Source organism: Cupriavidus sp. H39 (assembly GCF_050271075.1).
GTDB classification, from domain to species: Bacteria; Pseudomonadota; Gammaproteobacteria; order Burkholderiales; family Burkholderiaceae; genus Cupriavidus; species Cupriavidus necator_B.
Genome location: NZ_CP189848.1, coordinates 2,500,893 through 2,515,188, shown reverse-complemented (window position 1 = coordinate 2,515,188; position 14,296 = coordinate 2,500,893). Strand labels below are relative to the sequence as shown.

12 protein-coding genes and 2 tRNA genes are annotated in these 14,296 nt (G+C 67.0%); 11 read left to right on the top strand and 3 right to left on the bottom strand.

The window, feature by feature from the left end:
- Nucleotides 1–52: 52 nt before the first annotated feature.
- A complete protein-coding gene (gene infA, locus ACOCMH_RS26980; RefSeq protein WP_008641674.1) occupies nucleotides 53–274 on the bottom strand; it encodes a translation initiation factor IF-1 in 222 nt (73 codons plus the stop codon).
- 587 nt (nucleotides 275–861) lie between these two features.
- Between infA and ACOCMH_RS26975 the strand changes: the two genes are divergently transcribed.
- Both ACOCMH_RS26975 and ACOCMH_RS26970 read left to right on the top strand, forming a co-directional pair.
- Complete coding sequence (locus tag ACOCMH_RS26975) at nucleotides 862–1,383, top strand: hypothetical protein (RefSeq protein WP_427310199.1); 522 nt, start codon at nucleotides 862–864, stop codon at nucleotides 1,381–1,383.
- 113 nt (nucleotides 1,384–1,496) lie between these two features.
- Entirely contained in the window at nucleotides 1,497–2,237 is a 741-nt protein-coding gene (locus ACOCMH_RS26970) for an exonuclease domain-containing protein (RefSeq protein ID WP_427310197.1), read from the top strand.
- 158 nt (nucleotides 2,238–2,395) lie between these two features.
- Here the strand turns inward: ACOCMH_RS26970 and ACOCMH_RS26965 are convergent.
- Nucleotides 2,396–2,472, bottom strand: a tRNA-Pro gene (locus ACOCMH_RS26965).
- A 411-nt stretch (nucleotides 2,473–2,883) separates the two neighbouring features.
- Here ACOCMH_RS26965 and ACOCMH_RS26960 point away from each other — a divergent pair.
- The 8 genes from ACOCMH_RS26960 (at nucleotide 2,884) to ACOCMH_RS26925 (ending at nucleotide 11,285) form a co-directional block, all read left to right on the top strand.
- Nucleotides 2,884–4,149 carry a GGDEF domain-containing protein gene (locus ACOCMH_RS26960; protein WP_427310195.1) on the top strand — a complete coding sequence of 422 codons (1,266 nt, stop codon included), beginning with the start codon at nucleotides 2,884–2,886 and terminating at the stop codon, nucleotides 4,147–4,149.
- A 51-nt stretch (nucleotides 4,150–4,200) separates the two neighbouring features.
- Nucleotides 4,201–4,277 (top strand) — tRNA-Arg (locus ACOCMH_RS26955).
- A gap of 277 nt (nucleotides 4,278–4,554) precedes the next feature.
- Entirely contained in the window at nucleotides 4,555–5,667 is a 1,113-nt protein-coding gene (locus ACOCMH_RS26950) for an AI-2E family transporter (RefSeq protein ID WP_427310193.1), read from the top strand.
- Between the two features lie 14 nt (nucleotides 5,668–5,681).
- A complete protein-coding gene (locus ACOCMH_RS26945) occupies nucleotides 5,682–7,223 on the top strand; it encodes an efflux transporter outer membrane subunit (protein ID WP_427310191.1) in 1,542 nt (513 codons plus the stop codon).
- Between the two features lie 10 nt (nucleotides 7,224–7,233).
- A complete protein-coding gene (locus tag ACOCMH_RS26940; RefSeq protein ID WP_427310189.1) occupies nucleotides 7,234–8,379 on the top strand; it encodes an HlyD family secretion protein in 1,146 nt (381 codons plus the stop codon).
- Entirely contained in the window at nucleotides 8,369–9,418 is a 1,050-nt protein-coding gene (locus tag ACOCMH_RS26935) for a DUF2955 domain-containing protein (RefSeq protein ID WP_427310187.1), read from the top strand. The genes ACOCMH_RS26940 and ACOCMH_RS26935 overlap by 11 nt, the downstream gene beginning before the upstream one ends.
- An 11-nt stretch (nucleotides 9,419–9,429) precedes the next feature.
- A complete protein-coding gene (locus ACOCMH_RS26930) occupies nucleotides 9,430–9,879 on the top strand; it encodes an ion channel (protein ID WP_427313376.1) in 450 nt (149 codons plus the stop codon).
- A 146-nt stretch (nucleotides 9,880–10,025) separates the two neighbouring features.
- Nucleotides 10,026–11,285, top strand: coding sequence for an MFS transporter (locus ACOCMH_RS26925; RefSeq protein WP_427313375.1), 1,260 nt, complete (start codon nucleotides 10,026–10,028; stop codon nucleotides 11,283–11,285).
- A gap of 96 nt (nucleotides 11,286–11,381) precedes the next feature.
- On the opposite strand, the gene fabI is transcribed toward ACOCMH_RS26925, so the two are convergent.
- Entirely contained in the window at nucleotides 11,382–12,170 is a 789-nt protein-coding gene (fabI, locus tag ACOCMH_RS26920) for an enoyl-ACP reductase FabI (RefSeq protein WP_062800677.1), read from the bottom strand.
- Between the two features lie 210 nt (nucleotides 12,171–12,380).
- Here fabI and ACOCMH_RS26915 point away from each other — a divergent pair, with 210 nt between their 5' ends.
- The gene (locus ACOCMH_RS26915; RefSeq protein WP_427310186.1) at nucleotides 12,381–14,282 is read left to right on the top strand and encodes an extracellular solute-binding protein; all 1,902 of its coding nucleotides are present in this window, start codon (nucleotides 12,381–12,383) and stop codon (nucleotides 14,280–14,282) included.
- Nucleotides 14,283–14,296: the final 14 nt, after the last annotated feature.

Sequence of the window (14,296 nt, the reverse complement as noted above, 5' to 3'; positions counted from 1 at the left end):
CAGCGACGCGGACGGCAGCGCGAGTGCGTTGCCATCGGCGCCGTTGGGAAACTCAGGACTTGTGGCGGAAGTTGATGCGTCCCTTGGTCAGGTCGTAGGGCGACATTTCCAGGGTCACGCGGTCGCCGGCCAGGATGCGGATGCGGTGCTTCTGCATCTTGCCCGAAGCGTATGCCCAGATTTCGACGCCGTTTTCCAGCGTGACACGATAGCGGTTGTCAGGCAGGGCTTCCGACACCACGCCGCCAAATTCAATGAGTTCTTCCTTAGCCAATCTGTCTTCCTTTTCGGCAACCCGCGAAGGCTGCATGGTTACGTTTTCAAAAATCCTGTTTCGGTTCGCCCGCAACGGCACCAACCGCGGCGCATTGCGCCGATGCGGCCAACCGCGAGCGGTTAGGGCAGGGCGCAGCCTGCGGCAGCTGGCGCCTGCATGACCGGTGCAGTCGGCGGCGTCAGCGGTGTCGCCCTGCGGGCGCGGATTGCTTGGGCGAAAACCTGGTCGCTGACAGCCGGAGAGGCCGTGTGCTTCGCGGAGCAGGCGGGCAGGTGTACCCGGTGGTTCGCCAGTTCGTTGTCGTCGCGGATGGCCCGCGCCGGCGGCTGTGGTTCGCTCGCAAGAGCGCGCTGGTGAGAACGCCCGGTTACAGGGAGGCTCGGACACCCCGGGGGCTACTGCGACATTGTATCACGTACGCGGATGCAGCATTGCCCGGACGAGGGTTGCACCCGGCCTGCCCCGCGCGCAATAAAATGGCGATAAAGCCTCAAATCGGATCGCGGTGCGCTTGGCATTTATGCCATATGAGCTAGAACTAACGCGTACGGCCGTGCCGCGCCGGATCTCGCAAGGAGACTGCCATGGAACTCCATCTGGAATCGCACCGCTATGTCCGCTGCCGCCCCGACTGGCGCGCCGCGGTGCTGGCGGGGCTGATCGCCGGCGCGGTCTACATGGTGCTGGAGCTGCTGACCGCGCGCTTTCTGCTCTACCAGGGCGCCTGGGGCACCGTGAAGATGGTCGCCGCCATCATCCTGGGCCGCGAGGCGCTGTCGGCGGATACCTTCAACTGGACCATCGTGCTGGCCGCGGGGACGGTGCATTTTGCCTTGTCGATCATCCTGGCGACGGCGCTGGCGCTGATCCTGTCGTCGTTCCGGCTTGATACCAGCCTGGGACTGGCCTCGGTGGTCGGCATCGTGTTCGGCGTGGTGGTGTACCTGGTCAACTTTTATGTGCTCGGGCGCTATCTCAACTGGTTCGACGAAGCGCGCGGCTGGGAGAGCCTGTTTGCGCATGCGCTGTTCGGACTGGTCGCGGCCGATGTGTACTGCAACCTGGAACGGCGACGCAGCGGCGTGGCGGACCAGAAGCCTGCCTGAACCGTTTAGCCCATCTGGTTGATATGACGATTAACGCGCTCGCACTACCCTAGAGGCAAACGACCATAGCGGCTGGCGCCAACCAAGCCCGCGTACAGCCACACGGAGTGCCCATGCGGGTCGCAATCGTCAGTACTGAAACCACCGGGCTCACGCCAGAGGATGAGCCCGTCAGCATTGGCTTGCTGCTGGTCGAGGTGTCGCCGCGCGCCGGCGGCCTGCTGCGCGAAGTGGCGGAGTACTACGGTTCGCAAGAGCCCACCGTGCCGATCAGCGCCGCGGCTACCGACACGCACGGGTTGACCGCGGACATGCTGCGCGGGCGCCGCTTCGACATCGGCGCCATCCGCGCCATTGTCGACGATGCCGACGTGCTGGTGGCCCACGGTGCCGCCTTCAACGCTAGGATGCTGGAGAAAGTGCTGCCCGGCATCCGGGACAAGCCCTGGCGCTGCTCGGTACGGCAAGTGCACTGGTCCCGCTATTTCCACGCTGCCAACCACAAGCTCGATACGCTGTGCGAGCACCTGCATATCTTCCGGCCGCGGCCGCAGGTTGCGCTGGACGATTGCCTGGCGCTGTCCAAGTTGCTATTCCGGCAGATCGGCGCCAGTCGAGAGGCGACACCCATGGGCTTCCTGCTTGCCGAAGCCGATTTCGCGACGAGCGCTGCCGCCCGGCCTTGCAGCGCGCCGGCGCCGCTCGCTGCGTCGGCGCGGCAGGAGGCCGCATCTTCATGGATGCCGCAAGTCGAAGCCAGTCAGCACGGCCCCGGGCGTGGACTGGTCATGGCAGCCGTGATACTGATGCTGTTCGCCGGCGCGGTGATCTGGCCGGACCTGTTCCCGTGGTGATCGGGGGCGGCTGGCGGGCATCTGTCTGACCCTCAGGCAGCGTATGGCCGGCGGCGCAAACGCCACATGCTGCACGGCAGGGCCCAGCCGTCTCAGGCCGATAAAAGAAAAACGGCCCGGATCTTGCGATCCAGGCCGTTGTTCCCATCAGCTATTTCTGGTCGGAGCGATAGGATTCGAACCTACGACCCTCTGATCCCAAATCAGATGCGCTACCAGGCTGCGCTACGCTCCGAAGCCGGCCATTGTAGCCGCGTTGGGGCACCACGGTCAATCTGTGTCGCTCCAGGCAGGTTCGGGGCACGCGCGCCTGCCGCGATGCTCCCCCTTCTGGCGGGGGCGCTTTGGCTTGACTTGGGTTTGCGCGCTGCGATAATCCGCACACCGCTCCAGTCCGACCGGCGTGCTGTTGGGAACGCCCGGTTTTTCGTATTTCCTTCCGGACTGACCTGATCACCAGAACAAGAACGGCGCTCCCCCCCAAGGCGAGCGGCTCGGTCTGCCCGCGTTTGCCGAATGGCTGCGCGGGCGGCCTGAAACAGGAGATGCGGCATTCGATAACAACGGTCCGGCACAGGATCGGCAAAGAAGCAGGGAAGCGCGGTGGCATGCGGAGCGCCGCTGGTTGCCTTGGACGGGAATAAAGATGTTTCAGTCGCACGTGGTTGTGCTCATCGCGGGGCTGTTTGCCTTGCAGATGGCGGTGGTTTGCGTTGTGTTGCGCCGGTCGTCGGGCATGGAGCGCAGCGGCCTGACATCCTGGGCGCTAGGCAGCGTGCTGGCGGCTTTTGCCGCGGCGCTGGCGGCGGTGCAGGCATTGCGGCCGATGTGGCTGGTGCCGGAGTCGACCGACCTGGCGCTGCTCGCCGCCCTCTCGGTAATGGCGGTGGGCGCGCGTCACTTTGCGCAGCGGCCAGGCCGCGCCGCGGGCTTGCTGGGGCTGAACCTGGCGGCCGCGGCAGTGGTGGCCTGGGGTGACCTGGCGCCGCGATACCTGGCCGCGGCCGTGGTGCTGCCAGATCTGGCGCCGCTCCTGAGCGCCTGCCACATCGTGCTGCTGCTGGATCTCGCCCGCAGCGTGGTGCCGTCGGTGCCGGCCGCGCGCGGCACCGGCCGGCTGGCGGCATGGTCGCTGGCGGCGATCGTGGTGGGTGCCGCGGCCATCAACGCATGGACCGTATTGCGGCCGCTGGCGGGCATGGCGCATGGCGGCGCCTGGCCGCGGCCGATGCCCTGGGACGGCGAGCTCGCCATATTCAATGTCTTTGCCCTGGTCGGCGTGTCGGTCAGCTTTGCGCTGATGGCGCACGACCGGCTGCGTCGTATGCTGGAGCGTCGCGCGCGCCATGACGACCTGACCGATGTGCTACTGCGCGGCGCTTTCTGGGAGGAACTGGAGGCCGCCTGCCTGCATGCCGAGCGGCAGCGCAAGCCGATGACGGTCGCGTTTGTCGACCTCGATCACTTCAAGGCCATCAACGATGTCTATGGCCACCTGGCGGGCGACAGCGTGTTGCGGCATTTTGCCGGGCTGCTGCGCAAGACCCTCGGCCACGGTGAGCTGGCTGGACGCCTGGGCGGCGAGGAATTTGCCATCGTGATGCCGGACACCGAGCTCGAGCCGGCGCGGCTGGCCTGCCTGCGGCTCGCCACGGCGGTGCGCGCCACGCCGTGTCCGTCCGAGCCTGATCCGATCGCCTATACCGTCAGCATCGGCGTGGCGGCGCGGCAGCCCGGCGAGGGTGCCGACGCGCTGATGCGCCGCGCCGATCGCGCCCTGTATGACGCCAAGCTGAAGGGGCGCAACTGCGTGTCGCTGCATCCGGCGGGCGGCGATAGCGCAGCGTCGTCTGCAGATACCGCCGGCGCTGGACGCTACGTCACGCGCGGCCAGCCGCGTGCCGCGTCCTGATGCGCACGGCTTGTCACCGCAGGCAGGCGCTGCGGTAGAATGCACGCCTTCGCGTCCTTAGCTCAGTTGGATAGAGCACTCGCCTTCTAAGCGAGCGGTCAGAGGTTCGAATCCTCTAGGACGCGCCAGTCTCGCGCGGCCAGGCCCTGGCTCCGCGCCGCCGATGTCCCGGCGTTCCTGCAGCTTCCGGTCTTCAACGGGCAAGTGCAAAGCCAATCGCTGTGCCATCTGGCCATCCACGGTCCATGTAGCGATAAGCATACCTGTTGAGGTTGTCCCGGCCTCACCCCTCACCTAGACTGGATTTCATCCGTCCATGCGGCCAGTACTTAACCTGGCCAGGCGATTGCGCGGCGGCGAGGTTGCCGGTCCTGGATCTTGATGGTGATCAGCGGGAGACAAGCGATGATGCCCACGCCAACTTCAGAGAGAGTGCTGTCGCGCGGACTCCTCGATGTGCTGATCCGCGCCGGTCTGATCGCGGTGCTCGCGATCTTCTGCTTCCAGATATTCCGGCCCTTTCTCGATCTCATTGTCTGGTCGGTGATCCTGGCGGTAACCATTTATCCCCTGCAGGTCAGGCTCCGGCGCAGGCTGGGCAACCGGGACGGACGTGCTGCCACGCTGATCGTGCTGGTCGCCATTGCCATCATCGCGCTGCCGGCATACCTGTTGGGCGACGCGATGCTCGACTCGCTTGGCAACGCCATGGCCATGGTCAAGGAAGAGGGCATGCATATTCCGCCACCGGCCGAGTCGGTCGCCAGTTGGCCGCTGGTGGGCCAGCGCCTGTACGACGTCTGGCTGCAGGCCGCTTCCGACCTGACCGGCGTGATCCAGGCGCATGCGCCCCAGGTCAAGGAAATCAGCCTGGTCGTGCTGGGCGCTGCCGCGGGCATCGGCAAGGGGCTGTTGATATTCGTCTTCGCATTGATTATCGGCGGCATCTTCATGGCGTACGGCGAGGCCGGCAACCGCAGCGCCGTGCAGATTGCCGCGCGCATCTTTGGCCCGGAACGGGGGCAGCGCGTCGCCTCGCTATGCACGGCGACCATTCGCGCGGTGGCGCAGGGCGTGGTCGGCATCGCCTTTATCCAGATGCTGCTGATCGGCGTTGCCTTCGTCATCAAGGGGGTCCCGGCCGCTGGCGTGCTGGCCATGGCGGTGCTGCTGCTGGGCATCGCGCAGTTGCCGGCCACGCTGATCACCGTGCCGGTAATCATCTTTGTCTTTGCCAACGAAGGGGCCAGCATGGCCACCATCATCTTCGCCGTCTATGTCTTCGTGGCGGGCCTGGCCGATAACGTGCTCAAGCCGCTGTTGCTTGGGCGTGGCGTCGACGTGCCGATGCCGGTGGTGTTGATCGGGGCGCTGGGCGGGATGGTGACCGGCGGCGTGATCGGCCTGTTCATCGGCCCGGTGATGCTGGCCGTCGGCTATCAGCTGTTCTGGCAATGGGTGGAAGATCCGCCGCTGCCGCCCGCGCAGACCGAGCCTGGGAACCAGCAACAGACCTGAACACCCGCGCCCCCATGCCGCGCTGGAAACCTCCTTTGCGCGCATTGCTGGCCGGCGCCTGTTGCGTTGGGGGCTGCGCGCGCCTGGGGCCTGACTTCCAGCCGCAGCAGGAGCCCTGGACCCAGCAGTGGCGCAGTCCGGCGCTCGAGCAGGCAACCGTGCAGCAGGCGCTGCCCGACATCCGCGCGTGGTGGCAGGTCTTCGGCGACCCCGTGCTCGAACGCCTGATCGCCGAAGCCGATGCCCACAACGCCAGCCTGAAGCTTGCCGGCCTGCGCGTGATGGAAGCGCGCGCCCAGCTGGGCATTGCCCAGAGCGGGCGCTTTCCGCAACGGCAGCAGGCCAGCGCCGATGTCCTGTACACGGAGCGCCGGCAGGCCGGCGGCCGCAATCCGCAGAACAGTCGCTTCTGGCAATACAGCGCGGGCTTCGATATCGGCTGGGAGCTGGACTTCTGGGGGCGCTTCAGCCGCGCCATCGAATCTGCCGATGCCGCCTACTTTGCCGCCCGCGCCAACCGCGACGATGTGCTGGTGTTGCTGCGCGCCCAGGTGGCGGAAACCTACTTTGCGTTGCGCACGGCCGAAGCTCGCCTGCGCATCGCCCGCGACAACGCGGCGCTGCAGCGGCGCAGCTTTGAAATCACCGAGCGCCTGTTCAAGAGCGGTGAGACCGACGAGCTCGACCTGCAGCAAGCGAAAACGCAGTACCTGGGCACCCTCAGCACCATCCCGGAATTTGAAAGCCAGATCACGCGCACCCGCAATGCCCTGGCGGTGCTGGTCGGCCGCCCGCCGGGACCATTGCCCGAGTTGCCGGAACTGACCGGCCGGGAAGGCGTGATTCCGCTGGTCGATCGCGCCGTGCTGCAGGACGTGCCTGCCAGCCTGCTGCTGCGCCGTCCGGATATCCGCGCCGCCGAGCTGCAGATCGCCGCGCAATCGGCGCTGGTCGGCGTGGCCGAGGCCGATCTGTATCCGTCGCTGACGCTGCTGGGCAGCATTGTCTGGTCCGCCAGCACGCTGGCGGGCACGCCCAACAGCCTGGCGCTGGTTGGCGGACCCAGCCTGCGCTGGAACGTGTTCGACTATGGCCGCATCCGGAACACGGTGCGCGTGCAGGACGCCCGGCTCCAGCAACTGATCGTCGCCTACCAGGATGCCGTGCGGCAGGCGGCGCGCGAAGCCGATGATGCCGCCAGCGCGCTGATCAAGGCGCTGGAGCGCGAGCAGATCCTGCGCGACAGCGCGCTGGCCGCGCGGCGTTCGCTGACGCTGGCCAACGCGCTTTACCGTGAGGGCTACTCGGACTTTCAGCGCGTGCTCGATGCCCAGCGCGCGCTGGCGACCCAGCAGGACGCCTACGTGGTCAACCGCAGCAATGCGGTCAGCGATCTGATCGCCGTTTACAAGGCGCTCGGGGGCGGCTGGTCCAGCGAGCTGCCGCTGCTGGACCCCGCCACCCGCCAGCAGATGCAGCAACGCACCGACTGGGGGACCCTGCTGGATGAGCCAGCGCCGGCGCCGGTCCCGCTGTCAGTCAACGGTAATCCTTGAGCGAGCGTCGATGAGCGACACCCCGCAACCTCCCGCAGCGCCCCCGGTTCCGCCAGCTCCTGCGCCCGGCGCGCCGCCGCCGGCTGCCGACGCGTCAGGAAAGGGCGTGCGCTGGGTCCTGCTGCTGATCGTGATCAGCCTCGCCTGGTATCTGCTGGCCGACCGCCTGACCCCCTACACGCAACAGGCACGGGTGCAGGCCTTCGTGGTGCCGGTTGCCGCGGAAGTGTCGGGACGCGTGATCAAGGTGCAGGTGCGCAACAACCAGGACGTCGCGGCAGGCACGGTGCTGTTCGAGGTGGATCCGCAGCACTACAGGATTGCCGTGGACCGCGCCCGCGCTGACCTGGAATCGACGCGCCGGCAGATCGGCGCCGGCACCGCGGGCATCGAATCGGCGCAGGCATCGCTGCGCGCGGCCCGTGCCAACGAAGTCAAGGCGCGGCAGGATAGCGAGCGCCTCGAACGGTTGTACCAGGAAGACCCGGGCACCATTTCGCTGCGAAGACTGGAGGTGGCACGGGCCACCTTCGAGCAGGCCGTCAGCCAGGTCGCCGCCGCCCGGGCCGAGGTCCAGCGGGCGCGCGAGCAGCAGGGCGGCAGCGAGGACGACAACGCCAAGCTGCGCAGCGCCGCCACGGCCCTGGAGAAAGCCGAACTGGACCTGGCCAATACGCAGGTGCGGGCGCGCTCCGCCGGGCTGGTCACCGACCTGCGCACCGACGTCGGCCAGTTTGCCGCTGCCGGCAATCCGGTCATGACGCTGATCGCCATCCACGATGTGTGGGTCAACGCCGAAATGACCGAGAACAACCTGGGTCGCGTCGAGCCCGGCACGCCGGTTGCCGTGGTGCTGGATGCCTTGCCCGGCAGGGTCTTCAAAGGCCGCGTGCGCAGCGTCGGCTACGGCGTCAACGTAGGGCCGGGCACGCCGCCGGGCGCCCTGCCGACGGTGCAGAACAGCCGTGACTGGCTGCGTCCGGCGCAACGCTTCCCGGTCATTGTCGACATTGACCGAGACGAACTTGCCGCGCTGCGCGGCATTCGCGTGGGCGGGCAGGCCGAGGTCATGGCGTTTCCCACCGAGGGCAATCCGCTCAATCCGCTTGGCCGCGTGTTCCTGTATCTGATGAGCTGGCTTTCCTATGCCTACTGACCATCCCGCGCTGCCGTTGCCCGCGCCCGATCCACGCGCCCGGCGCTCGCTGCGCCTGGCCAGCGGCACCGCGCTGTGCCTGGCGGCCAGCTTTGGCCTGGGCCTGCCAGTTCCCATGGTGGCGCCGGTGCTCGGGGTGTTCCTGCTGACCAGCCTGAACCGCCCGATGTCGCCCGCGGCCGCGCTGCGCCTGGCGCTGGCCGTGATGCTGACCACCGGCACCGGCCTGCTGCTGATCCCGGTCCTGCGCTATTACCCCGCCAGTGGCGTGCTGCTGGTCGGCCTGTGCCTGTTCATGGCGTTTCGCTATGGCCTGCGTGGCGGCAACGGCCTGGTGTCGACCTTCCTGGTGGTGGGACTGACCCTGATCTCAGCGGCGGGCACCTTTGATTTCGGCCTGGCGGTCACCGTCATCGAAGCGCTGGTCAAGGGTTTGCTCGTCGCGGTGATGGCGCTCGGGCTTGGACACTGGCTGTTTCCGGAACCTGCTGGCGCCGTCGCCCCGCCTGCGCCCGCTGCCCTGCCGGAAGGCCAGGCCGTCCGCATCGCGCTGCGCGCCGCACTGGTGGTCATGCCGGCTTTCCTGCTGGCGCTGAACGATCCGGCGGCGTACCTGCCGATCATCATGAAAGCGGCCGTGCTGGGCCGGCAAAGCTGCACCACCTCGGCACGCGGCGCGGGGCGCGAACTGCTTGGGTCGACGCTGTCTGGCGGTGTCCTGGCCATTCTGTTCTGGGCCGCGCTCAGCCTGTTTGTGCATTTGTGGATGTACTTCCTGTGGATGCTGCTGTTCGGCTTGCTGGTAGCGCGCAAGCTGTATGGCCTCAGCCCGTCGTCGTACCCACCCGGCTTCTGGCTCAATACCCTCGTGACGCTGATCATCCTGCTGGGCCAGTCGGTGCAGGACAGCGCCGCCGGCAAGGACGTCTATACCGCCTTCGCCGTGCGCATGGCCTTGTTCATCGGCGTCACGCTGTATGCCTGGCTGATGGTCGAATGGCTCGACCAGCCCCGCGGCGCGCGGCAACTGTCTGGCTGAACCGGGTCATCATGCTGCGCAACCTGCTGGTCGGCCTTCCCGTGATGCTGCTCTGCCTGCTGTTGCAGGCTGTCTTCGTGTCCGTCTGCCTGCGCTACTACGTGCGCTTCAAGCATGCGCGACTGGGCCGCGAATCGCTGGGCCTGGACATCCTGCTGTTGTCGGTCGTCATGGTGCTGACGCTATTCGGCAATTTCGTCCAGATGGCGATCTGGGCGATCCTGTTCATGCTGCTCGGCGAATTCTCCGATTTTGCTACCGCGCTGTATCACTCGGGTGTCAACTTTGCCACGCTGGGCTATGGGGATATCGTCATGTCCGCCGCGTGGCGCCTGTTGGGGCCGCTGGAGGCGGCCAACGGCATCCTGATGTTCGGCGTCTCCAGCTCAGTGATGACCGCGGCGGTGCTGGACGTGATCAAGCACAACGTGGCCAGGCTGGGCCGGCACGCCGGGTCATAGGGAAGTGGTCACCCGGTGCGGGCGGCGCCGGCACGATTTGCGTTTTTGCCGCACAATACGGCCTGCGCGCCGCACAGGAGCACGCTGGATCGAGCAGAGGCGAGGACACTACCTCGCCCGTCAGCGGGCGGCATTTTGTTGAACACCTGCACATCCTGTACATGGCCGCCCCACATGCACAATCCGCCGCGGATCCCGATCGCGGCGCCGACGCTTCCCTGTCTTCCCGCGATCACCCTCGATCCGGCCGCCTGCCCCTGCTGGCGCTCGGCGTCGGCAGCTTCGGCATCGGCACCGGCGAGTTCGTCATCATGGGCCTGCTGCCCGATGCCGCGACCGACCTCGGCATCTCGATCCCGCAAGCCGGCCACCTGATCAGCGCCTATGCGCTCGGCGTGGTCGTCGGCGCGCCGCTGCTGGCGGTGCTGGGCGCACGCTGGCCGCGGCGCAATCTGCTGATCGCTTTGATGGCAGTGTTTGCTGCCGGCAATATCGCCAGTGCGCTGGCGCCTTCCTACGTGTCGATGATGGTGGCGCGCCTGCTCACGGGCTTTCCGCATGGCACGTATTTCGGCGTGGCGGCGCTGGTGGCCGCCAGCCTGGTCCCGCGCGAGCGGCGCGCGCAGGCGGTGGGGCTGGTGATGCTGGGCCTGACCACTGCCACGCTGGTAGGCGTGCCCATTGCCGCAGCGGTGGGCACGTGGCTGGGCTGGCGTTCGGCCTTCGTGATCGTGGGCGCGCTGGGTGCACTGACGGCGCTGCTGGTATGGCGCTGGGTGCCGTTCGTGCCGGCCGACCGGCGTGCCAGCCCGCTGCGCGAGCTGTCCGCACTGAAGCGCAAGCAGGTCTGGCTGACGCTGGGCATCGGCGCGATCGGGTTTGGCGGCATGTTCTCGGTGTTCAGCTATATCAAGCCGACCATGCTGGAACTGGCGCATATGCCGGCGGCGGGCATCCCGGTGGTGCTGGCGCTGTTCGGCATCGGCATGGTGGCGGGCAACCTGGCCGGGGCCAGGCTGGCCGACAAGGCATTGATGCCGACCGTGGGTGGCGTGCTGGTCTGGACCGCGCTGGTGCTGGGCGCCTTTACCTTTACCGCGCCGCATGCCTGGCTGGCGGCCTTCAACGTGCTGCTGGTGGGCACCGCCGTGGCGCTGGGCCCGGCGCTGCAGATCCGGCTGATGGACGTAGCGGGCGATGCCCAGACGCTGGCGGCAGCGCTTAACCATTCGGCCTTCAACCTGGCCAATGCGCTGGGCGCGTGGCTGGGCGGTCTCACCATCGCGGCCGGCTACGGCTGGGAATCGACCGGCTGGGTCGGCCTGCTGCTGGCGCTCGGCGGGCTGGTGATCTATGCCTGGTCGATGTTGAGCATGGACCGGCGGCGCGTCCCCGCCACGGCATAGCTGCCGCGTGCGCGCCGTTCATCGGGACGCCGAAGAAAAAAGGGGGTGCCATGCCGGCACCCCCTTTTTGTATTGCGGCTGTCGCCGCTGCCGAATTTACTCCGCGTCCGCGACGCTGGCGCCGACCACGTTGAAGCCGCCGTCGACATAGGTGATCTCACCCGTCACGCCGCTGGCCAGGTCCGACAGCAGGAAGGCAGCCACGTTGCCGACCTCTTCGATGGTGACGTTGCGGCGCAGCGGCGCGGCTTGCTCGAAATGGCCGAGCAGCTTGCCAAAACCCTTGATGCCTGAAGCGGCCAGGGTCTTGATCGGGCCGGCCGAGATGCCGTTGGCGCGAATGCCGCGCGGGCCGACCGAAGAGGCCAGGTAGCGCACGCTGGCCTCGAGCGAGGCCTTGGCCAGGCCCATGGTGTTGTAGTTGGGGACCACGCGCTCGGCGCCTAGGTAGGTCAGCGTCAGCAGCGAGGCCTTGTCCGACAGCAGCGGCAGGGCGGCCTTGGCCAGCGCCGGGAAGCTGTAGGCGGAGATGTCGTGGGCGATGCGGAAGCCCTCGCGCGACAGGCCGTCGAGGAAGTCGCCGGCAATCGCTTCACGCGGGGCGAAGCCGATCGAGTGCACCAGGCCATCGAATTTTTCCCAGCGCTGGCCCAGCGCCGCGAAGGTCGCGGCGATCTGCTCGTCGCTGCCGACGTCGCATTCGAATACCAGGTCGCTGCCGAATTCCTTGGCAAAGTCGCTGATCCGGTCCTTGAACCGTTCGCCGACGTAGGTGAAGGCCAGTTCGGCGCCTTCGCGCTTGCACGCCGAGGCAATGCCGTAGGCGATCGAGCGGTTCGAAAGCAAGCCGGTGATCAGGATCCGCTTACCTGCCAGAAATCCCATAAATTCTCCAAGGTGGTGTATCAGGCACGCTTCGTGCGTCCGCCATGCGGCGGTGCGGGTGCCGGGCTATCTTGCGGCCCTTTTATTGCGCCGCGCAGAGGGAATGTCCGGATGGCTGGGGCCACCCCGGACGCATGTAAAATTGTCTCATACTTGGCCCGGCCGCAGAACGCCGGGCCCCCACAGGTGACAGTGGAGGAATCCAACAGGATGCCTATTCAAGCACGTTGGCCGCTTCAGGCGGCATGGCAGTGCTTCCGGCGGGATGCAGTACTGCGTGGTTGGGCGGCCATGAAGCTGGCGCTGACGCTGGCGGCGGGGGGCTCGCTCTTTTCCGATCCGGCATGGGCGGCGCATGGTTTTGCGCTGCATGGCGACCTCAAGTACCAGGCTGATTTTTCGCACTTCGATTACGCCAATCCCAATGCGCCGGTCGGCGGCACGCTGACGCTCGCCAATCCGGACCGGCGCACCAGTTTCGACAAGTTCAATCCGTTCACGCTGAAGGGCACTGCCGCCCCGGGGCTGAATGCGCTGATGTTCGAGTCGCTGCTGATCGCCAGCGCCGACGAAAGCGCTAGTGCCTATGGCCTGCTTGCCGACGACGTCACGGTGGCGCCGGACGAGATGTCGGTCACGTTCACGATCCGCCCGCAGGCGCGCTTTGCCAATGGCGATCCGGTGCTGGCCTCGGACGTCAAGTATTCCTACGACATGCTGATGAGCAAGGCTTCGAGCCCGGGTTATCGCAGCATGTGCACCGACGTGAAGGCGGTGGTCGTGACCGGCGAGCGCACCGTGCGTTTCGATTTCAAGCAGCGCAACCGCGAGCTGCCGCTGATCGTTGGCTCGCTGCCGGTGTTCTCGCGCAAATGGACTGCCAAGGTTCCGTTCGAGAAGCTGACCTTCGAGCCTCCGGTGGCGAGCGGCCCCTACCTGATCGAACGCTTCGACGCCGGCCGCGGCATCATCTTCCAGCGCGACCCGAAATACTGGGGCAAGGACCTCGCGGTGCGGCGCGGCACCTTCAATTTCGCGCGCGTGGTCTACCGGCTGTACAAGGACGAGACCGCCCGTCTGGAGGCCTTCAAGGCGGGCGAGTTCGACGCCATCGTCGAGTACAAGGCCAAGAACTGGGCCAAGAGCTACCAGGGCACGCGTTTCCGCAACGGCGAACTGCTCAAGACCGAGTTCCCGCACCGCAACGGCGCCGGCATGCAGGGCTATGTCATGAACCTGCGCAAGCCGGTGTTCCAGGACGTGCGCGTGCGCCAGGCGCTGATCCTCGCGCTGGATTTCGAATGGCTGAACCGGCAGCTGTTCTACGGCGCCTACAAGCGGCTGGACAGCTGGTTCTCCAACAGCGAGCTGGCCGCCAGCGCCACCTTCGATGGCCGCCCCGGCCCTGCCGAAATGCTGCTGCTGGAGCCCATGCGCGCACAACTGCCGCCGGAGGTGTTCGGCCCCGACGTGGTCCAGCCCAGCACGGCGGCGCCGCGCTCGCTGCGCGACAACCTGCGCCTGGCGCGGCGCCTGCTGGCCCAGGCCGGCTGGACCTATACCGACGGCGCGCTGCGCAACGCCAGGGGCGAGCCGCTCGTGTTCGAGTTCCTCGATGACGGCGGCGCCATGAGCCGCGTGATCACCACCTACGTGCGCAACCTGGAGAAGCTTGGCATCCAGGTGCACCAGCGCACCACCGATTTCGCGCTGTACCAGAAGAGGCTGGAAGACTTCGACTTCGACATGGTGTCGATCCGCTTCCCCGATTCGCAAAGCCCTGGCAATGAGCTGCGCGACCGCTTCTCCAGCGAGGCCGCCGGCACGCCGGGCTCGGATAACCTGTTCGGGTTGAAGTCGCCGGTGGTCGACAAGCTGGTGGACAATGTGCTGCACGCCCATACCCGCCAGGAGCTGGTCACGGCCGGCCGCGCGCTGGACCGGGTGCTGATGCACGGCTATTACATCGTGCCGAACTGGTACAGCGCTTCGCACCGGGTCGCCTACCGCAAGACGCTGGCGTATCCGGAGCGGCTTCCGTACTACTACACCGCGGAAGGCTGGATCCTGAGCCACTGGTGGCGCACCGACGTGCAGGCGCAAGCCCGCTGAGGCGCGCGGGCGCT

Bases quoted from the DNA above. Each gene is read 5' to 3' on its own strand.
- ACOCMH_RS26945 (WP_427310191.1), top strand. From the start codon at position 5,682: ATGCCGCGCTGGAAACCTCCTTTGCGCGCATTGCTGGCCGGCGCCTGT.
- ACOCMH_RS26975 (WP_427310199.1), top strand. From the start codon at position 862: ATGGAACTCCATCTGGAATCGCACCGCTATGTCCGCTGCCGCCCCGAC.
- fabI (WP_062800677.1), bottom strand. From the start codon at position 12,170: ATGGGATTTCTGGCAGGTAAGCGGATCCTGATCACCGGCTTGCTTTCG.
- ACOCMH_RS26960 (WP_427310195.1), top strand. From the start codon at position 2,884: ATGTTTCAGTCGCACGTGGTTGTGCTCATCGCGGGGCTGTTTGCCTTG.
- ACOCMH_RS26915 (WP_427310186.1), top strand. From the start codon at position 12,381: ATGCCTATTCAAGCACGTTGGCCGCTTCAGGCGGCATGGCAGTGCTTC.
- ACOCMH_RS26970 (WP_427310197.1), top strand. From the start codon at position 1,497: ATGCGGGTCGCAATCGTCAGTACTGAAACCACCGGGCTCACGCCAGAG.
- ACOCMH_RS26930 (WP_427313376.1), top strand. From the start codon at position 9,430: ATGCTGCGCAACCTGCTGGTCGGCCTTCCCGTGATGCTGCTCTGCCTG.
- ACOCMH_RS26950 (WP_427310193.1), top strand. From the start codon at position 4,555: ATGATGCCCACGCCAACTTCAGAGAGAGTGCTGTCGCGCGGACTCCTC.
- ACOCMH_RS26935 (WP_427310187.1), top strand. From the start codon at position 8,369: ATGCCTACTGACCATCCCGCGCTGCCGTTGCCCGCGCCCGATCCACGC.
- ACOCMH_RS26940 (WP_427310189.1), top strand. From the start codon at position 7,234: ATGAGCGACACCCCGCAACCTCCCGCAGCGCCCCCGGTTCCGCCAGCT.